This is a genomic window from Xanthocytophaga agilis (assembly GCF_030068605.1).
Taxonomy (GTDB): Bacteria; Bacteroidota; Bacteroidia; order Cytophagales; family 172606-1; genus Xanthocytophaga; species Xanthocytophaga agilis.
On sequence record NZ_JASJOU010000005.1, the window covers coordinates 206,962 to 225,937 of the forward strand.

General features: G+C 38.6%; 17 protein-coding genes and 1 tRNA gene. 8 read left to right on the plus strand and 10 right to left on the minus strand.

Annotated features, from left to right (window positions below; all coding sequences use genetic code 11):
* Positions 1 to 68: 68 nt before the first annotated feature.
* Entirely contained in the window at positions 69 to 914 is an 846-nt protein-coding gene (locus QNI22_RS16605; protein ID WP_314512270.1) for a substrate-binding domain-containing protein, read from the minus strand.
* 240 nt (positions 915 to 1,154) lie between these two features.
* Here QNI22_RS16605 and bshC point away from each other — a divergent pair, with 240 nt between their 5' ends.
* The 7 genes from bshC to QNI22_RS16640 all read left to right on the plus strand — a co-directional run bounded on the left by bshC (position 1,155) and on the right by QNI22_RS16640 (position 7,943).
* On the plus strand, positions 1,155 to 2,708 hold the full coding sequence (gene bshC, locus QNI22_RS16610) for a bacillithiol biosynthesis cysteine-adding enzyme BshC (RefSeq protein WP_314512272.1): 1,554 nt from the start codon (positions 1,155 to 1,157) through the stop codon (positions 2,706 to 2,708).
* A gap of 286 nt (positions 2,709 to 2,994) precedes the next feature.
* Positions 2,995 to 3,615 carry a polysaccharide deacetylase family protein gene (locus tag QNI22_RS16615; protein WP_314512274.1) on the plus strand — a complete coding sequence of 207 codons (621 nt, stop codon included), beginning with the start codon at positions 2,995 to 2,997 and terminating at the stop codon, positions 3,613 to 3,615.
* 31 nt (positions 3,616 to 3,646) lie between these two features.
* Positions 3,647 to 4,651, plus strand: a complete 1,005-nt coding sequence (locus tag QNI22_RS16620) for a glycosyltransferase (RefSeq protein ID WP_314512276.1) — start codon at positions 3,647 to 3,649, stop codon at positions 4,649 to 4,651.
* Between the two features lie 56 nt (positions 4,652 to 4,707).
* Entirely contained in the window at positions 4,708 to 5,481 is a 774-nt protein-coding gene (locus QNI22_RS16625; RefSeq protein ID WP_314512278.1) for a TatD family hydrolase, read from the plus strand.
* A gap of 56 nt (positions 5,482 to 5,537) precedes the next feature.
* Positions 5,538 to 6,596 carry an asparaginase gene (locus tag QNI22_RS16630; RefSeq protein ID WP_314512280.1) on the plus strand — a complete coding sequence of 353 codons (1,059 nt, stop codon included), beginning with the start codon at positions 5,538 to 5,540 and terminating at the stop codon, positions 6,594 to 6,596.
* 91 nt (positions 6,597 to 6,687) lie between these two features.
* Positions 6,688 to 6,774 (plus strand) — tRNA-Ser (locus tag QNI22_RS16635).
* 533 nt (positions 6,775 to 7,307) lie between these two features.
* Entirely contained in the window at positions 7,308 to 7,943 is a 636-nt protein-coding gene (locus QNI22_RS16640) for an MCP four helix bundle domain-containing protein (RefSeq protein ID WP_314512282.1), read from the plus strand.
* A gap of 156 nt (positions 7,944 to 8,099) precedes the next feature.
* Here the strand turns inward: QNI22_RS16640 and QNI22_RS16645 are convergent, their stop codons facing one another.
* The 9 genes from QNI22_RS16645 to QNI22_RS16685 form a co-directional block, all read right to left on the minus strand.
* On the minus strand, positions 8,100 to 10,811 hold the full coding sequence (locus QNI22_RS16645) for an ABC transporter permease (protein ID WP_314512285.1): 2,712 nt from the start codon (positions 10,809 to 10,811) through the stop codon (positions 8,100 to 8,102).
* On the minus strand, positions 10,747 to 11,079 hold the full coding sequence (locus QNI22_RS16650) for a PadR family transcriptional regulator (protein WP_314512287.1): 333 nt from the start codon (positions 11,077 to 11,079) through the stop codon (positions 10,747 to 10,749). The genes QNI22_RS16645 and QNI22_RS16650 overlap by 65 nt, the downstream gene beginning before the upstream one ends.
* Positions 11,080 to 11,455: 376 nt before the next feature.
* Complete coding sequence (locus QNI22_RS16655) at positions 11,456 to 11,914, minus strand: VOC family protein (protein ID WP_314512289.1); 459 nt, start codon at positions 11,912 to 11,914, stop codon at positions 11,456 to 11,458.
* 76 nt (positions 11,915 to 11,990) lie between these two features.
* Positions 11,991 to 12,923 carry an AraC family transcriptional regulator gene (locus tag QNI22_RS16660; protein ID WP_314512290.1) on the minus strand — a complete coding sequence of 311 codons (933 nt, stop codon included), beginning with the start codon at positions 12,921 to 12,923 and terminating at the stop codon, positions 11,991 to 11,993.
* A 212-nt stretch (positions 12,924 to 13,135) separates the two neighbouring features.
* Positions 13,136 to 14,053 carry a helix-turn-helix domain-containing protein gene (locus QNI22_RS16665; RefSeq protein WP_314512292.1) on the minus strand — a complete coding sequence of 306 codons (918 nt, stop codon included), beginning with the start codon at positions 14,051 to 14,053 and terminating at the stop codon, positions 13,136 to 13,138.
* 27 nt (positions 14,054 to 14,080) lie between these two features.
* Positions 14,081 to 14,884, minus strand: a complete 804-nt coding sequence (locus QNI22_RS16670; protein ID WP_314512295.1) for an SDR family oxidoreductase — start codon at positions 14,882 to 14,884, stop codon at positions 14,081 to 14,083.
* Positions 14,885 to 15,089: 205 nt separating this feature from the next.
* Positions 15,090 to 15,425, minus strand: a complete 336-nt coding sequence (locus QNI22_RS16675) for a hypothetical protein (protein WP_314512296.1) — start codon at positions 15,423 to 15,425, stop codon at positions 15,090 to 15,092.
* Between the two features lie 154 nt (positions 15,426 to 15,579).
* On the minus strand, positions 15,580 to 16,173 hold the full coding sequence (locus tag QNI22_RS16680; RefSeq protein WP_314512298.1) for a DUF4291 domain-containing protein: 594 nt from the start codon (positions 16,171 to 16,173) through the stop codon (positions 15,580 to 15,582).
* A 132-nt stretch (positions 16,174 to 16,305) separates the two neighbouring features.
* Positions 16,306 to 16,725 carry a hypothetical protein gene (locus QNI22_RS16685; protein ID WP_314512300.1) on the minus strand — a complete coding sequence of 140 codons (420 nt, stop codon included), beginning with the start codon at positions 16,723 to 16,725 and terminating at the stop codon, positions 16,306 to 16,308.
* 143 nt (positions 16,726 to 16,868) lie between these two features.
* On the opposite strand from QNI22_RS16685, the gene QNI22_RS16690 reads away from it, so the two are divergent.
* Positions 16,869 to 18,965: an Ig-like domain-containing protein gene (locus QNI22_RS16690; RefSeq protein WP_314512302.1), complete on the plus strand. Its 2,097-nt coding sequence runs from the start codon at positions 16,869 to 16,871 to the stop codon at positions 18,963 to 18,965.
* Positions 18,966 to 18,976: the final 11 nt, after the last annotated feature.

Consider the following 18,976-nt stretch of genomic DNA (forward strand, 5'->3'; position numbering starts at 1 on the left):
AGTTAAAGGTAATTTTGCCTCTCAAACTAAGAAAGATAGTTATGAAAAATTTATAGGGTTAATCATTTTTACAAATTAGCTAATAATTTACTTGCAGGCATCTTTCCAGTGATAGTTCCTGCCTTTTGCAAAGTTTCCATTACATTTTCCAGCATAGTAACCTCAATATCATTAGTAGTAGCCCATTCTGTTTCTATAATCCAGTGTTGTACATCTGTCAGTGGCAATGAATATCGTTGAGCAATCAACTCATCTAAACCAGTCCGTTGCTTGAAACCACTTACAAATTCATTAAAAAGATCACAAATAAGCTGTAGTTTTTCAGTCTCATTAGCAATAGCTTCATTACGAGCTACTAATACAAATCCAGGCCATGGAGTTGGACATATGCCCACTCGCCTTAATTCGCCACTATCCACATAAGGCTGTGTCATTACTCTTTCCCACATAAATGCGTCAGCTTCTTTGTCTCTCAATCCTTTACGCATTCCTTCCAGATTATTTAGTACAACCATTGACAAGTCTGCCAGATTCCATCCCCGCTGCAAGGCATTAACATAAGCCATCAGTTGAGAGCCTGATCCTAACCGACTGATAGCAAATCGTGCTGCCTTTAGATCATCTACCTGCTGAAATGCAGAAGACTCACTCACAAAAATCCCCCAGTTTAGAGGAGTTTGCACATGTATTTTCAGAAGTTGAGAAGGATTGCCATTAATAATATCTGCTACAATACCTTCTGTAAGAATCGTTGCTATATCAAGCTCTCCTTCCCGCAAGGCCTTATTCATAACTCCTGTTCCACCTGGATAATCTGTCCATTCCAGTTCAATGCCTTTCGATGAAAAAATTCCTTCCTCAATAGCCAGTCGCCAGGGAAGATTAAAATGCTCAGGTACACCACCAATACGCATAAAAATAAAAGTAACTTGAGTGAAAAACCGGATTTAAGCAACTGTATCTGTCGGATTTTATAAACAGTAAATCAGAAGAAAACGAACCATTTAAGCCCGGATTACAGTTTTGGCAATATTAGTAAATTATCAGCAGACACAAATAATCTACCCGACATAGTTCAAATAGACCATTTATTAAAATCATATACAACAAATCTATTCATCCCTTTATATTTACGCACGCAAACATCCACATGAATGACAACACAATTTTTATCTCTGCAACAGACTAATCAGTTTTCTTCTCTCTTTCTAGATTATATTCAGCAAAAGAACACATTAGCCCCATTTTACATTACATTTCCAACACTGGATAATTTTGGTAAGATCCTGCAATCCCGTGCTTTTGATGTATCAAAAAGAGAAGCTCTACATCAGGTATTAAAAGAACAATATACAGGCTATTCTTCCGATATAGTTCAAAAGCAGATTGATAGTCTGCTTCAACCCAATACATTTACAGTGACTACAGGTCACCAGTTAAATATCTTTAGTGGGCCTTTGTATGTTATCTATAAGCTGGTGACAACCATTAATCTGGCGAAACAACTTCAGGAAAAATATCCAGATTATCATTTTGTTCCGGTTTATTGGATGGCAACAGAAGATCATGACTTTGAGGAAATCAGCTACTTCAATCTGTTTGGTAAAAAATACACATGGGAAACAACTCAAACCGGGGCTGTAGGACGGATGAATCCAACAGAGATCCAAACTGTATTAGATCAACTGTCAGACAAATTTCCCATATTCGAAAAAGCCTATCTAACCTACCAAACCCTGGCAGATGCTACACGATGTTGGGTTACAGACCTGTTTGGTGATCAGGGATTGCTCTGTATAGATGCAGATCATCCGACACTCAAGGGCGAATTCCGACAAATAATCAAAGCAGATGTTTTTGACCAGGTCACCCAAACTGTTGTTAATCAAACATCTGAAAAACTAGAAAGTCTGGGGTATAAAACACAAGTCAACGCACGTGACAGCAACTTCTTTTATTTAGATCACGGTATGCGTGAACGAATTGTGCACAATCATGGTCGTTTCCGAATATTAAATACCGAACTTTCCTTCTCAAAAGAAGAAGTTGCACAAATGATAGATCAGCACCCAGAACGTTTCAGCCCCAACGTCTTACTTCGTCCCATCTATCAGGAAACAATACTTCCCAACCTGGCTTATATTGGTGGTCCTGCAGAAGTAGCTTACTGGTTACAGCTTAAAGATCTGTTCGATAAGCTAGGAACACCATTTCCAATTGTAATGCCCAGAAACTTTGCACTAATCCTTAACGAAAACACCCAAAAGAAACTTGATAAAACAGGTCTGACAGTAGCTGACCTATTTACAGATGAGGTCTCTCTAAAACGAAAGTATGTGGAAAAGACAGTGGGAGAACCTATCTCTTTATATACAGAAATACAGGATCTTACATCGTTATTTGACCGAGTTGTACAAAAAGCGGTTACCTTAGACAAATCGCTGGAAGGATTTGTAGGAGCAGAAAAGCAAAAGGCGAAAACATCTTTAGAGAATATAGAAAAACGTCTTCGGAAAGCAGAAGAACAAAAGCAGGAAACTGGTATTCAACAAGTTTTAACACTGAAAAACAAATTATTTCCAGGAGGAAGCTTACAGGAGCGGACAGATAATATGCTGAATTTTTATGCCAACAATCCAGAGTTCATCCATACGTTACTGCAACAATTTGACCCATTGCGATTTGAATTTCAGATTATAACAGGTTAAGATTACATTTTTCCCCTCTTCAGATTATAGAATCATTTTGTCAATATTACATAAGGCTATTTTGCAGAGTAACATATGCAGAATAGCCTTATTTTTGTGCTGTCAGTAAGCCTCTTAAAATTAAGAGTTTAACAATAAACAGAGGCATAGTTGACTATCCGTTCAAAGTTAGAATCGGCACAATTTCAATGGTAATTATATCAGTTGTGTTGTAATTAAAATCTAATGCTGATCTGGCATATATACTAATACCATTCTTGTCCACTGTTTTTAAACTATACAGACTATGTACTGGCATAAAACCCCTTCCTGGCTGCGAAAGTTTTATCCAACCTTTACCTGGCGAAGACCGGATACGGAGAAGAAGCTTTACCTTACTTTTGATGATGGTCCTATCCCAGGTATGACCACATGGGTTCTGGATCAGTTGGCACAATATCAAGTGAAAGCAACATTCTTTTGTGTAGGCGATAACATCCGTAAATACCCTGAAGTATTCTCATGGGTACGTTTACAAGGGCATGCACTAGGTAACCATACCTTTAACCATATGAACGGATGGAAGACTCCTCAGGATGAGTATATTCGTAATACTCAATTCTGTCAGCGGTTTCTCTCCACTGATACCAAACTTTTCCGTCCTCCCTATGGGCGTATCAGAAAAAAGCAGGCATTGCAGCTTCAACAGGAAGGATATGAGATTATTATGTGGGATGTGCTTACAGGCGATTTCGACAGAAAGCTGGCTCCTGAAAAATGCTTAAAAAAAACTATAGAAGCTACAGAAAATGGATCTATCATTGTCTTTCATGACAATGTCAAAGCTGAAGAACGCATTACCCATGTACTACCCCGCTATATTGAACATTGCCTAGAGAAAGGCTTTACATTTGAGTTATTGAAATAACACATACAGGTACAAAAGAAATCTTATACATTTGTCTAAAAATGACAATTTGCGTATGGTCTCTATTCTGATTGCAGCACGAAATGAGGAACACACCATTCTCCGCTGTCTGCAATCCATAGATCAACTCACATATCCCAGAGACCAATGGGAAGTATGGATTGGCGATGATGATTCTCAGGACCAGACACATACACTGATAGAAGGCTTTATTTGCAACAAACCTAACTTTCATCTTCTACGCATCACAAACACACTGGGTAATGCCAGAGGAAAGGCCAATGTATTAGCTCATCTGGCCCAACAAGCTCAAGGAGACTATTTTCTGATAACAGATGCTGATGTCGCGGTTTCTTCTCACTGGATACAGTGCATGCTGGCACCTTGTCAAGGTCAGGTAGGGGTTGTTACAGGCATTACCATTCCTACATATACCAACATCTGGACAGCACTACAAGCCATTGACTGGGTATATGCATTGTATATTATAGAAAAGTTGTCCCACTGGCAGATTCCAGCTACTGCTATGGGTAACAATATGCTGGTAACCCGTGCCAGTTATGAGGCTACAGGAGGTTACGAAACCATTCCTTTTTCAATTACAGAAGATTACCAATTATTCAAAGAGATATTGGACCGTCGATATACCTTTCGACAAGTATATACTCATGAGGCATTAGCCCTCACACTGCCAATTTCGACCATACCAGCCTGGCTACAACAACGAAAGAGATGGGCACATGGAGCCTTGCAAACTCCCTGGTATATCCGGTTACCGTTGCTGGCACCTGTTTTCTTCTGGATTATACTTTTGATACTGGCAATAACTCAGCCATGGCTATCTATTCTTTTATGGATAGGAAGTATGCTTATCCAGACCTTAGTAGCAGTAGCAGGCATTCACCGTTTAAAACAACAGAAATTATATTGGTCTAGTATCTTGTTCCCTTTGTATTTCCAATTTGGTACACTGGCAACATTGATTTATTACTATATACCTGTTAAAACTATTTGGAAAGGACGGGTATATGAATGATTTTTCGAATCCAAATGTTTGCTCAACATAGAATATTTATCTGACCATACTGAATTATGCAATTTGTAGATACACACGCCCACATTTATGGAGACCAGTTTACTAACGACCGGGAGACAATGCTCAAACGGACGTTTGATGCGGGTGTGACAAAGATTTTTATGCCCAATGTAGACAGCACATCCATTGATGGCATGCTAGCCTTAGAAGACCACTACCCTGATCAGTGTTTCTCTATGATGGGAGTACATCCCTGTAGCATAGAAGCAGACTTTGAGAAAGAATTAAAGATTGCAGAAGACTGGCTTGGTAAACGAGAGTTCGTGGCTATTGGTGAAATCGGACTAGACTATTACTGGTCTACGGAATTTGTAGAACAACAAAAAGAAGCATTAAAAATACAGGTTAGCTGGGCGAAAAAATACGATCTACCAATTGTCATTCATTGTAGAGACTCATTTAGAGATACTGTAGCAGTATTGGAAGAAACCGGGCTTACAGGGGTCACAGGAATTTTCCATTGTTTCTCAGGCACTCTGGAAGATGCCCAGATAGCTATTGAAATGGGATTTAAACTGGGGATCGGCGGAGTGTCTACTTTTAAAAACGGAGGTTTGGACAAGGTAATTCCTTTTGTAGACCTGCAGCATCTGGTACTGGAAACAGACAGTCCCTATCTTGCACCTGTCCCATATAGGGGTAAACGCAATGAAACCAGCTATATCCCGTTGATTGCTCAACGGGTAGCAGATCTGAAAGAAGTTTCTGTAGCCACTGTAGCGGAAGCAACTACACAAAATGCACTTTTATTATTTGGAGTAAAGGCATAAGTATACCAGTCAGTACTTTATCACAAACTAAAAATCAGGAACGTAAATAACCTTTCATGTATTCAACAATTTGTGTACATACCCCTGCCAAAACAGGAGCATCCATCCTTATGATCTATACAGGAGGTACTCTGGGAATGGCTTATGATACTAATGGCCAACTCAAGCCTTTTGACTTTGGGCAAATCCTTCAAAATCTTCCAGAAATTGACCGTTTTGATTTCACCTTAACCGTCATTGCTTTTGATGTACCTATAGATTCATCTAATGTAACACCAGCTCACTGGATTGAATGGGCTCGAATTATTGAACAAAACTATGCACTACATGATGGTTTTGTAATATTGCATGGTACAGATACAATGGCCTATAGTGCCTCAGCCCTCAGCTTCTTATTAAAAGGCTTGAATAAACCTGTTATTTTTACAGGGGCTCAGTTGCCAATAGGTTCCATTCGTACAGATGCCCGTGAGAATATGATCACTGCTTTGGAAATAGCTTCTGGCCGAAATGAACACAATCAACCACAAGTATCAGAAGTATGTATCTATTTTCACAGTCGCTTACTGAGAGGCAACCGAGCTAAGAAAGTAGAAAGTACTCAATTCGATGCTTTTTATTCTGAGAATTATCCCCCACTGGCTGAGGCAGGTATATCGATTGACTTCCGTCCAGCATTGATGCGTCCATTTGTAGTTGAAGCAAACTTGCAAGTTCAAAAACACATGGATGATCGGGTAGCTATTCTCAAAATATTTCCTGGTATCAGTCGCTCTGTAGTCGAAAGCGTATTAAATATCCCAGACCTACAGGCGATTGTATTAGAAACCTATGGTTCAGGCAATGCACACACTGATACATGGTTTACTGAATGTTTATCCAAAGCTATCCAACGAGGCATTGTCATTCTGAATGTTTCTCAATGTTTGGGAGGTACCGTATTGCAAGGAAGATACTCTACGAGTAAACATCTATTAGACATTGGAGTGATAGGTGGAGGTGATATTACCACCGAGGCTGCTATTACAAAACTTATGTATCTGGCAGGTTCTGGTCTCTCTAAAACTGACTGGCAACCTTTACTAACAACCTCTATTTGTGGTGAGATAAGTTGATAAAAGAAAAAATGTTGTTTTATTTCAAATAATCTTTTACAATCTGGAATAAAATCCCTTATTTCGCGTCCGATTTTTACGCTTCCCATACAGAGAGGTGCCCGAGTGGTTGAAGGGGCACGCCTGGAAAGCGTGTATACCGGAAACGGTATCGAGGGTTCGAATCCCTTCCTCTCTGCAAAAGCATTAAATAACAAGTATTTAATGCTTTTTTGTTTATCAGATGATAATGGAAAGGCATTTTTTTTATTTATCGCTGAGCGCGAATAGTATAGCGATGGTGTCTAGTATTAATAAATACAACTAATTATTTCGTATCTAGAGGCTAGTCTTACTAAAATACATTTCTAAGTGGTTGACATATTTAAATGTCGCTTGAAATAAATGTTATACCTCTTCAACTACTCTCTCACTCTTCAACTACTATCTCATATTCTTTCCTTTTATAATCTCTCCATAACTTTTATGAGTGGACTTAGTAATTAAGGTAATTTTTGGTCTACTTAGGTACACTGATCTTACGATTATAGATCTTATTTTACTCTCCAAAATTTCTGATGCTAAAGTTCAATCCTTAACTTTAGCAATAAGCATCTAAATCGCGGTAGGTTACGTCAACGACAATTTAATTTTGTACCAAGTCTATGGCAAAACCTTATATGCGATTTTCAAACTCATACTGAAAAAATAAAACTTCGCCTCGTACAATATATGGAAAAATCAACTAATAACCGTTCAACGCTACGTCTTACTGTATTGATTGCTAGTCTGTTGGGACTGATTCTAACCAGCATTTTTTTAAGCCGTCGTAGTGTAAATCAAATTCAGGAAACATCAGCTTCCATTTACAAGGATCGCTTGGTTCCAACTGCAATTATTGCCAGTCTAAATTCAAAAGTTTACCAGAAACGGCTACTGCTCGAATCCTATGTGCTAGGTAAAACTGATTCAGGTGGAAGCGTTATGGGATCAACCATTAATCGTCTTAACCGCCAGATAGACTCTTTGCTGATCGAATATGACAAGACCAAATTAACATCTAAAGAAGCTGGCCAATACACTTTGTTAAAACAACGGCTATCCCTTTATAATCAGTTAGAAGAGGAGATAACAGCCAAATTAGTTAACCAACCAAAGGAACAGCAAGCCTTATTTGTAGGTACTGCCCATACCGCATTTGGCCAAGTAGCCCAAACTCTGACAGAGCTATCAAGCTTGCAGTTAACTGTAGGAGAGCGACTACTAAACCAGTCGAGAGGTCAGGCTAACTATATGTATGTACTGACTGCCCTACAGATTGGCCTTGTGCTGATAGTTGGACTTAATCTCTTCTGGCAGAGATATTAGTTAAGTCAAGAAGCAAGACTACTTATATTGTGAGATTACTTAGAGTAGAGGTCATTTTGGAAAAACCTCTACTTCTTTACTTACTATCAACAGAATTTTTTCGCACTCCCCTATTTCGCCATAAATATGAGAATTGTCAATTAAGGTATCCCTACCTTATTCACTCTTCAGAATCTTCGCGGGATTACTTCTGGCAGCTTTCATTGTCTGCGAGCCAATCATAATGAATGCGATAAACAATACGGTTAACAAGCCAACAAATAGCTCAGCGATTTGCACAGGTGTGTGATAGGGAAAATTTGTAAGTATAACATTTTTGAAGAAGAAGTAAGTTACTGGTAAAGCAATAAGTGCCGATATTGACAACAGCAATAGAAAATCACGGCTCAGCAAATATATAAGATTGCTCGAACTTGCACCCATCACTTTGCGGATGCTGATCTCTTTTAGTCTTGTTTCAGTTGTAAATACCACCATTCCGAACAACCCCATCGATGCGATAGAAATAGCGAGAAAGGAAAGGAAGCCAATAATCTTGATCATGGAGGAAAATTCACTATAAGCATCTTCTATCGCTTCTTCATAGAATTCAGCTTGAAATGGATGAATACGATCAATCTTCTTCCATGTGGACTCAATCTTAGCCATGGTCGCAAGCATGTCGGTACTTTTTATTTTGGCATTAATGATTGTCCTGTCTTCGGGTGTCCATGGCATAAAGGCTACAGGCTCGATTAGGTTGTTGACCTTGCCATAGTGAAAGTCTTTCATTACTCCAACAATAGTCATTTTGCGTCCATGTCCTTGGGCATTACTGAATGTAATCTCTTCCCCTATTGCTTCTTCGGGGTTGTTGTTGGCAATGTTAAATCTTTTTAAAACTTGTTGATTAACGATCACTTCTGAGGCAGCTGCGGTTGTAGTGGGATGTGCCATAAAATTTCCTCCAGCAATAAGCTTATAGTCATGCAGAGTCAGATAATTTTCGTCGATGTTGTTGGTAAGGACCAATACAGAGTCGTGCGAGTCTTTATATTTCATATAGCCGCCCCAAGCATTCCCAACGCTGGTAATTATTAACGACCGGGACAATGCGGTTACTTCTGGTATTTCGCTCAGTTCTTTAAGAAGCGCATCAGGTTTATTACCCTGCATATTGATATTAAGGATATTTTCAGTGTTGAATCCGAGATCAAATGCGAGTATGTTTTTGTACTGTACATAACCAATGGCAGTTGTTGTAATAAAGATCAGTGTGAATGTGTATTGAATAACCACTAAAGCACGCCTGAGTGTTATGTGTTTGTATACTTTTACAGACGACACATTTCTGAGTGCATTGATTGCACTGATTTTCGAAAAGAATATAGCTGGCATAAAGCCAGCAATAACACCTACTGTAACAGAAAAGATAACAAAGGTTACGATCATAGAGGAAGTGATCTCAAGTTTTACTGTACGCTGCATCTCCGGAGCCAGGTCTATCAACTGTGGTCTCAATACAAGAAAGATGAAAAACGAAAGAATAAGAGACGCCAGAGAAATCATGATTGCCTCTGTAAGAAACTGCTGCCGTATCTGGCTCTTACCGGCACCGATAGCTTTGCGAATCCCAACTTCTTTAAAGCGGCGCATGGCACGTGCGATTGAAAGGTTAGTATAGTTGAAACAGGCAGATAATATTACAACAAGGGCAAGTCCTCCCAATATCCAAAGCATAACCGGAGGCATATGAACCCGCACGGAACCACGCATATCCCGGAGATTCTCTCCAACTACAATCTCATATAAAGGAAGAAGCTCAAGTTGTATTCTGGAGTTTTCCTGGGCAAGATTCTCCTCTTTTGCAATTACGTTGAGTTGGGACTGAATGGCAGCCATATTGGTATTTTGTGATAGCAGCAGGTACACATAGTTTAACCCCATATTCGTCCATTTTTCGAAGTTCCTGTCGCTTTTGTTGAGCTGCTCAGCTGTTGATAATGATACCAATGCTTCGAAATTAATATGTGAAAAGAAAGGAACATCCTTCATTACACCAGTTACCTGATAAGTAAGTGTATCGAATTGAATTGCCTTACCAAGTGCTGATTCGTTGCCGAATAGTTTTCTTGCAGTTGTCTCTGTGAGAACAATTGAGTAAGGGTCTTTCAGCGCCTTGTCTCGATTACCTTCCAACATAGGAAATGTAAATATTCTGAACAGCGATGGCTCCGCCCAGTAGCCCTTAACAGGGAGGATATTGTCGCCAACTTTAGCATCCTGCGAAAAGTCTCGCACAATAGTTACATCTTCAATACCTGTCACTTTTTGTCGGATAAGCTTTCCGGTTTTTATAGAAGTGGATGCAAACTTGCTACTTTGTTCATTATTCGAAGTTAATATATTGGTGATGCGATAGATCCTCTCACCGTTCTTATGGAATCTATCATATGAATGCAGGTCCAGCACAAACGCGATCAGTAATAATCCGACGGACATACTGATCGCAAGGCCAACAATATTGATAGATGAGAACAATTTGTTGCGCATTACATTGCGTCCCGATGTTTTGATGTAGCTTCTGATCATGATCCAGTTGATAAAAAGGTTGGCAAATTTTGGTCTTTGTATCGTATAACTTCTCAAGAACTTTAAAGCATCAATAGTGTAAATTAACTTTGCGCGATGTGGCCCAATGGTCTGTACATTCCGCTCAAAGTATTCGTTAAGATCTCCAATAAGATCCTCTGCGAGTTCGGGCTTACAATACCACGCTATAAACCGCTGTGCCCAAAAAGGTGGATGGTGTTGCTCTTTCATGTTATACTTTTTCCCAAACAAGTGATGGTATGCTGTCCCATAACTGATCACGCATTGACTTGGCATGTACTAATGCTGCCTTTCCTGGTATGGTCAATTGATAGAATCTTTTGCGTTTGCCACCACGAGTCTTTGTTGCCTCACCTAATTCGCTTTTCACAAGTCCTTTCTCTTCAAGACGATTAAGTACCGCATGCACTACACCCAGTTTAATTGAGCGGCCTGTGAGATTGGACAGCTCATCACATATTGCTACACTATAGGCATCCTCCATCAAGGCAACAACAGTAAGCAGTACCAGTTCTTCAAATTCTCCTAGGTTTGTCCCTTTCATCTTTACTATGAGCCATGTATTAATTACATAAATGTATGTAAAATAATCATATTATACATACAAAATATGATTAAATAATTTAAAGCCTACCTAACTTAGTAATTTAGTTGTTAAATAGAAGATTGTAAATACTCTTATTTAGTGTATTATGAATCTCCACAATAATTGCCTACCCAAAATAGAATAACTCAAACAAGCGCTATTTGACAAATAGCGCTTGTTTGAGTTATTCTATTTTTCTTTACAAGTTCATCTTTATCCTAGGGAGTTTGTAAAGGAGAACACGGTTATACTGTTTCTGAAATTTAGAGTTAAACTTAACTTTCTGTCCACTTTTCTCTTACATATCTAATCCATCCTATATAGATTATTTCTATTACAAAGCCTCAGACAATTCGATTACATTGCCCCAAAGGTCTGAAAAGAAACCCAGTCGTTTGCCAATAACAGGTAGATCAAAAGCTTCTCCAAGAATGGTGACACCTCTGTTACGAAGTTGAGCAAGTGTATCATCAACGCTTTTCACATCCATACAAATGTGATGATAACCAGCGGGATGTAAACTTTCATTTAGATCTCGGTAACTGGTTTTAGGTTCTGGATTTCCACCTGCCAGCAATTCTATCCAGAAGGTATCGTCGTTAGCAGGTGCCAGATAGGCAAGTTGCAGATTTCCAAAAGGCCATTCATGCAATAACCGAAAATCCAGTTTTTCCATATACCATTTTTTAGTCTTATCATAGTTTGGGACTCTGAGAGCCACATGGGCTCCTCTCATGTTAGCAAATACACTTTGTGTATTTTTGGGAGGAATTACAATTGTCGTTTTTTCCATCTTTTTAGTGATTAATTTAATAAGACAAAGATGGCAACAAGCTAACGGCGGGTTTATATGGAAAACAAAGTGTCTTTTATGAATTTCGAAGGTGGTAGTTTTTTCGAAATGCAGCAGGTGTATAGCCTGTATTCTTTTTGAAGAAAAGGTTGAAATTCGACTGTTCCGAAAATCCAATGCTGTAACCAACATCTTCCAACGTCCAGTTTGTTTGAGCTAACAGTATCTTTGCTTCTTCAAGCAACCGATTGCGAATATGTGTACTTACATTTTGCCCGGTGTGTTTTTTCAGTAGAGCGTTCAAATAGTTTGGATGAAGGGACATTTCTATAGCAAATTCCTGCGCGGTCTTAATACGTATGGGTGTCGTATAATTTATGTTGGCCGTTTCATGTTCCAAAAGCTGGAAGAACTGATGAATATGCTTGTATTCATCTGAGACATTGGCAGGCAGAGGATAGTTACCAATCTTGATGCTTTCAATAAGCAATAATTGTAAATATGCCTGGATCACATCTTCACTGAATTTATTTCCGGATAATTCCTCATCATAGATTTTGATAAAGATAGACTCCAGAGAAAGCGCCTCCTGTTGGCTCAAAGTAATGATACTTTTGGACTTATCAGTAAACAGATTGTATCTCTCAATAGCTGTTTTTAACTGAGGATATTGTCCTAAAAAAGTATTCTTAAATAAACAGTAAAAACCTTTGTTTTGCTCTGAGAGATTCTTCCAGGAAATAATATCGTTTGGATGAATAAATAAAATTGTTGGTTTTTCAATATGATACGTATTAAGTCCAATCGTAAAGATTCCGATGCCTTCTGTAACCAGGAGTATTTTAAAAAAGTCACGTCTATTGGGAGACACATAGTTTCTGCACTCGTGCTCCTTTCTGTCAAATACACGAATTCGCCAATCCTCATAGTATTCCCGATAGACAGGTATCAGATCCGGAATATCACGAAGCATGTCAATGGCTTTGCTATCTAATGTCTGATAAGGCATATGAATAATCAAAAAAGCTTACTATTTAAAAATATACTATTCCAACAGTATTGTTTAAAGAATTTTAGTGTCAGACCGGTTAGATAATACTATTATGCTCCTATACTTTACCTCAAAACTGTAGTCACTTCTGATCGTTACCATTTTGATAACCAACCTATATTACAAACCAGCTTTTTATAGTGTGCACCAACTTAGCATCTTTTCTAAAACTAATTGAATGATTGTTTAAATTCAATTGGCGTCAGATTAGTTTTTTTCTTAAATAGTTTATTAAATGACTGTGAATGTTCAAAGCCTAACTGATAGGCAATTTCCGACACAGATAGATGAGTAGAAGTTAAAAAGATCTTCGCTTTCTCGATCAATTTTTCGTGAATGTGCTGCTGAGCATTCTGTCCAGTTAAATTTCGTAGCATATCACTTAAATAACGTGGGGAGACATTAAGTTGATCTGCCAGATAGTCAACAGTTGGAAGTCCTTTCTCTAAGGCTTGTTCCTCATCAAAATACATAGTTAAAAGTTGCTCCATGAGTGTTAACAAATTATGATTTACTGCTTTGCGGGTGAGGAATTGACGTTTGTAAAAGCGGTTGCTGTAATTGAGCAATACTTCGATATGAGATATAATTACATCCTGACTAAAATCATCAATAGGGTTAGAGAGCTCTTGTTGGATATTTTCAAAAACAGAAATAATGATCTGTGTCTCTCTGTCAGATAAAAACAATGCCTCATTTGCTGCATATGAAAAGAAGCCAAACGTTTTAATCCGGGTAGCAAGTGGATAAGTACTGAGAAAGTCGGGATGAAAAAGCAGAGTATATCCTGAATAATCCTTTTCCTCTTTGGCACTTGAAATAACCTGATTGGGTGCAATAAAGGACAATCCCCCTTCATCAAAATCATAGTAATGTTGTCCGTATTTTACTTTATCTGTCAGGTTTCTCTTGTACGAAATCTTATAAAAGTTCAGCAATAAGGCTTTAGGCAACTGGGCATAAGGTGTTTTGATGTCAGCATAATTGACCAGACTCACCAAAGGATGTAAAGGTCTCGAAAATCCCAAAGCCCTATGTAGCTCTGAAATGGAATTAAATTTTTTCGGTATATCTCCTGCTTGTTTCATAGCTCTAGCACTCCATTATCTGTTCTGCTACATAAACATTGTCTGAATTTTTCTGTATTGGGCTTCAGCTCCCATTGCCAATCTTTCTTCATATAATGCAATAGCATCAGATCCTGCAATATAGCGTAATTGATTTTTATCGTCTGTTGCTGCTTCATAGATAGTATTTGCAATACTTTCAGGAGTTGAAAACTGACTTACCTTTTCCGCACTATATCCTTTACTTACCTTTTCTACTAATTCCTGGTAGGCTTCATCTTGTCCCCCATCCATGGAACGTCCTGTAAATTCAGTTTGTATACCACCTGGAGCTATAATCTTTACTTTTACACCAAAGTGAGCCAGGTCATATGCCATACATTCTGAAAAGCCATCTACAGCAAATTTGGTAGCAGCATAAATCGAACAAGTTGGATACCCAATCAACCCGAACATGGAAGTTACATTGATAAAGCTTCCCGTCCTCTTTCTGCGAAAGTACGGCGTAAATGCTTTGCATACTCTGATTACACCCAAAAGGTTTGTATTGATCTGCCGGATAATCTGTCCATCATTCAATGCTTCCAATGGGCCAATCAGCCCGTACCCCGCGTTGTTAAGCACTACATCTACAGACTGTTTGGCAATTACTTGATTTACTACTTCCTGAATTTGTATGGGATCTGTTACATCCAGCTTCAGAACAGTAACATTCTCAAGCTTTGACAGTTCTGTTTCGTTTTCAGGAGTACGCATAGTAGCAATTACATTCCACCCTTTCGACTGAAATAATTTTGCAGTTTCTTTTCCTAAGCCTGTGGAAGCTCCGGTAATGAAGATAGACTTTTGCATTTTTCTGTTGGTTTATATTTCACATGCAAAAGTCGGCAGAAAGCAGAAGGCCTCTGTTGCCAAAATGAGTCAGATTGTAGCCAAAATAACGAGTTTGACTCAGGGTGGTTATTTCGAGCTTTTCATAGTGAAAAACGATTCTCCTCATGGAGCTTTAACACTTCTGTCAATACAGTATGAACTAATTTATCCGAAAAGGTTAAAATTAGCGACGATAGCCTATCACCTTAAAAAGATAGATTAACCCCGCACAAAGTAAAGAGCAAACCAGCGTAGCTACTAAAGGAAGAAAAAGACCTAAAGGAATATCTTGCCAGGGCAAAGAAGAAAAATAATATCGCCAGCCAACCCAGAATACCAACCCTATAGGGAACAATGCCACTAGTACACATAGTGTAACCAGGGATTTACCCAAAAAGTTAGCAGAAGTACTTCGTTTGGTTTCATCGGTAAAACCTAAAAAAGCCAGAATCCATAGTAAGGCAACGACTGATAAAACCAGTTGGACAAGTAGACCTAGAATTACTAAAAAATTTGACATTGTGCTGCTTAATTAACAATCCTATAATAATAGAAATTGATGCTGGAAGCAATAAACTATCTTAAAAATATCAGACAACGTTATTGGAGACTGCACAGATGAGTATATCCCCAACTAAATACACTGAAAGAATAGAGTTAAATGAAATAACCTTTTAGCTAGCGCCAATCTGCTTTTTTAACTTATCAGACAGTTCATATCGTTTCTCAGATGGAAGAAACCGCTTAGCCTGTTCATACTTACCAGCCTTACATAAGTTATGAACCTTTCTGGTCAGAGGTGTATAATCCTTGATCTCCAGTATCCATTCTCTTACAAATTCTTCTATCAGATATCGACTTATACCAACTTGAATACTACTATAATCTAATTTTTGTCCTCTCAGGCTTCTTTCCGGATCCCACTGAATATGCACCTTTGCCTGTTCAAATAACTCACGCCAGATTTGTCCATCTGAATAGACTCTCTTTTCAGGGGATGTCAATACTCCTTCTTGTAAAGCCTTTTCCCACCCAGCCCGACTTATGCGAATAGCTAATATGTGTTCCTGCCCAGACTTTTGAGCCCAGTTACTTCTTTCCATCAACCAGAGAAAGGAAGGTTTGATCCAAGTCATACGGGTGAAGGAAAACGGTGCTTCAAAAGTTTGGTTTTTGATAGCAGCAAGAGCAATCTGTTCAGGATAAGCCTGATAAACAACAATACTTTGGGAATCAAAATCTGCCCTTATTTCATATGTAGATGGCATCTCTTATTTTTTCAATAAAGTTTTGACAACATTGGCTATGGCCAATAAGATACTATCTACAATAACTCAAAGCCAGCTCACTTTATAATACTACCTACTATATGCATACCTCAATATTCTCTGAAAGTTACCTTAACATCCTCCCTCTCCATGAATCCAGATCAGAATCTCCTGTTTATCTGAGTGCCTTATAACTTTCAAGGTTCCTCTACTCAACCACACTTCATCACCTGTTTGTCTTACTGTTTTTGTCTCCTCAACAACAGTATATCCTCCTCCTTTATAAATAGAAACTTTAGCATATTTGTCATTTGTCTGTTTAAGGGAGATTTGACGTCCATTGATTCTAATAAATGCTAAACCCTGGAGGTTAGTAACGAAAACATACTTACTATTTTGGTAATCCAAAGATCCATATGTATAGTAATGCCCACATCCATCTATTTCTGCAGGGATCTTATCAAAGAAGCTTAGCTTTATTGAAGGCTGCCGACCGAATATAGTAATTACTAAAAAATACACTCCCAACGTAATATTACTTAGTTTATTCATTAACTAAACTATGTTTGTGTATAAACCCTATTCTATAATTCAGTGACTCATATATATACCTTTTAATAGAACCCTCAAACTATTTGACTACATTTTTATTTCTTATCTTTACAAGTTACCATACTCAACTTTATCTGGATTCTATGAAGAAACGTTTATTCTTTTTATCATTTCTCTTATTATCACTACTTCTTACTGTAAATACATTTGCAACTCACTTGCGTGCGGGACAAATTACAGCAGTACGGGATCCAAGCAATCTAAGTACTCCTACATATATCTTCACGCTAACTCTTTACAGAGATACACAGGGTGTTGACCAACCTGAAGCCACCATAGGCATTGTGCCTATTCTTGCCAATGGACAAAGAGGTAATAATCCTGTATTCCTTAGAGCCGATGCCAATACCCCTCGTCGGACTGTAGGGGTAAATATTGAAGAAATTACCTATACCTTCAATTATACTTTCCCAGGTTCAGGCTCCTATGTCATTTACTTCCAGGAGCAGAACAGAAACGCGGAAATTGTGAATATGAATAATTCAGTTAACACGCCTTTTTATGTAGAGACCATGCTCAATCTTGTTCCAACCATTGGGAACAATAGTACCCCTCAACTACTCAACCCTCCTATCGACAATGCAAAAGTAGGTCAAAAATTTACTCACAATCCCACTGCCTTTGATCCCGATGGCGATAGTCTCGCTTACCGAATGGTGATTCCCAGACAAAGTACTACTCTGTCAGTGAATGGCTATCAATCTCCAGAAACAGTTGGACCGCCATTGGGAATTCCAGAAGCAGGCTCTGGCTCGCCTACTTTTGTAATCAACCCTCTTACTGGAGATATCATCTGGGATGCTCCTGGTGTCTATGGTATTGGAACAAAAGGCTATGCAAATTATGGTATTGCCTTTGTAGTTGAAGAATGGCGAAAAACTGCTGTCGGTTACATCAAAATCGGAGAGATTGTCCGTGATATGCAGATTACTGTCAGAGAGCAACCCAACAAACGACCTGAACTGATTATTCCCAAAGATACCTGTATTGTCGCCGGTACAGTGCTCAAAGCCATCATTCGGGCCACCGATCCGGATCAAAATCAATCCATTCGCATTTCTTCCGAATCGGCTATTTTCTCTACTTCCACTGCCTTGTTCCCTAATCAGCCAGCCGCTACACTCGATCCACCCAACCATCCACCCAAAGTCAGAGACCAGTATCAGTATCAGGGAAATCCGGCCCAAAGCAATTTTGAGTGGAAAACCGTTTGTGAACAGGTGCGGGCTCAACCCTATGATGTGGTTTTCAAAGCAGAAGACAATGCTCCGGTTCCCAACCAGCTGACCGATACCAAAACCTGGCGTGTTACGATTGTAAACCAACCACCCACAAATGTACAAGCTCATGCAGATGGCCAATCTATAAAAATAAGTTGGGATGCTTATACATGCAGTTCAAGAGGGGTATTATATATATGGAGAAAAGAAGGTTGTGAAACGGGAGTTATTCCTGCTTATACCATAGGTGCTCCGGCAAATTATACTTTAATAGGAAGAGCAAGCTTGACGACAACCTCCTTTTTGGATGAATTGGTAAAGCCAGGAACCTCCTATCAATATCTTGTATCTAGTAGTATAGACAACCGACTTCATTCATTAAGTACAGATCCGTCCTGCACAAGTTTACTATTAAAACCAGGTACACCAACTACACAGATTACTTCACCTGCTTCGAATGATACAATAGCGCCCTCTTCATCTCTTACAATTCAGGCCAATGCCACAGATACAGACGGCAGTATTGCTAAAGTCGAGTTTTTTACTTTCAGAACCAAAATAGGGGAAGCTCTTACAGCTCCGTTTTCTATAACATGGGCTGATGTAAAGGAAGGTACTTATCCAATTTTCACGAGAGTAACAGACAATGAAGGTAATATCAATCTGTCAGATGAAATTATAGTAACTGTAAAAGATATAGTCAATGCAACAGAACCCCATATTAAAAGAAAGCTGATTACTTACCCCAATCCATTTTTGGATGAGATTTTCATTCAATACAATTATCCAATAGAAAGCATCTCGTTGATAAATCAATTGGGTGTAGAACAGCGTATTTCTTATGAGGTAGTAGGTAATCAAAGCTATTTAGTGAGAACCAATGCTTTACCAACTGGAATCTATCTCCTCAAAATTCAGGATAAGAATGGACAACAACTTGTACAAAAAATAATACATTGATAGGCTAGTTA

Excerpts from the sequence above, each read along its gene's own strand:
- QNI22_RS16605 (WP_314512270.1), bottom strand. The coding sequence starts at position 914 with ATGCGTATTGGTGGTGTACCTGAGCATTTTAATCTTCCCTGGCGACTG.
- bshC (WP_314512272.1), top strand. The coding sequence starts at position 1,155 with ATGACAACACAATTTTTATCTCTGCAACAGACTAATCAGTTTTCTTCT.
- QNI22_RS16615 (WP_314512274.1), top strand. The coding sequence starts at position 2,995 with ATGTACTGGCATAAAACCCCTTCCTGGCTGCGAAAGTTTTATCCAACC.
- QNI22_RS16625 (WP_314512278.1), top strand. The coding sequence starts at position 4,708 with ATGCAATTTGTAGATACACACGCCCACATTTATGGAGACCAGTTTACT.
- QNI22_RS16630 (WP_314512280.1), top strand. The coding sequence starts at position 5,538 with ATGTATTCAACAATTTGTGTACATACCCCTGCCAAAACAGGAGCATCC.
- QNI22_RS16640 (WP_314512282.1), top strand. The coding sequence starts at position 7,308 with ATGGAAAAATCAACTAATAACCGTTCAACGCTACGTCTTACTGTATTG.
- QNI22_RS16645 (WP_314512285.1), bottom strand. The coding sequence starts at position 10,811 with ATGCCAAGTCAATGCGTGATCAGTTATGGGACAGCATACCATCACTTG.
- QNI22_RS16650 (WP_314512287.1), bottom strand. The coding sequence starts at position 11,079 with ATGAAAGGGACAAACCTAGGAGAATTTGAAGAACTGGTACTGCTTACT.
- QNI22_RS16655 (WP_314512289.1), bottom strand. The coding sequence starts at position 11,914 with ATGGAAAAAACGACAATTGTAATTCCTCCCAAAAATACACAAAGTGTA.
- QNI22_RS16660 (WP_314512290.1), bottom strand. The coding sequence starts at position 12,923 with ATGCCTTATCAGACATTAGATAGCAAAGCCATTGACATGCTTCGTGAT.
- QNI22_RS16665 (WP_314512292.1), bottom strand. The coding sequence starts at position 14,053 with ATGAAACAAGCAGGAGATATACCGAAAAAATTTAATTCCATTTCAGAG.
- QNI22_RS16670 (WP_314512295.1), bottom strand. The coding sequence starts at position 14,884 with ATGCAAAAGTCTATCTTCATTACCGGAGCTTCCACAGGCTTAGGAAAA.
- QNI22_RS16675 (WP_314512296.1), bottom strand. The coding sequence starts at position 15,425 with ATGTCAAATTTTTTAGTAATTCTAGGTCTACTTGTCCAACTGGTTTTA.
- QNI22_RS16680 (WP_314512298.1), bottom strand. The coding sequence starts at position 16,173 with ATGCCATCTACATATGAAATAAGGGCAGATTTTGATTCCCAAAGTATT.
- QNI22_RS16685 (WP_314512300.1), bottom strand. The coding sequence starts at position 16,725 with ATGAATAAACTAAGTAATATTACGTTGGGAGTGTATTTTTTAGTAATT.
- QNI22_RS16690 (WP_314512302.1), top strand. The coding sequence starts at position 16,869 with ATGAAGAAACGTTTATTCTTTTTATCATTTCTCTTATTATCACTACTT.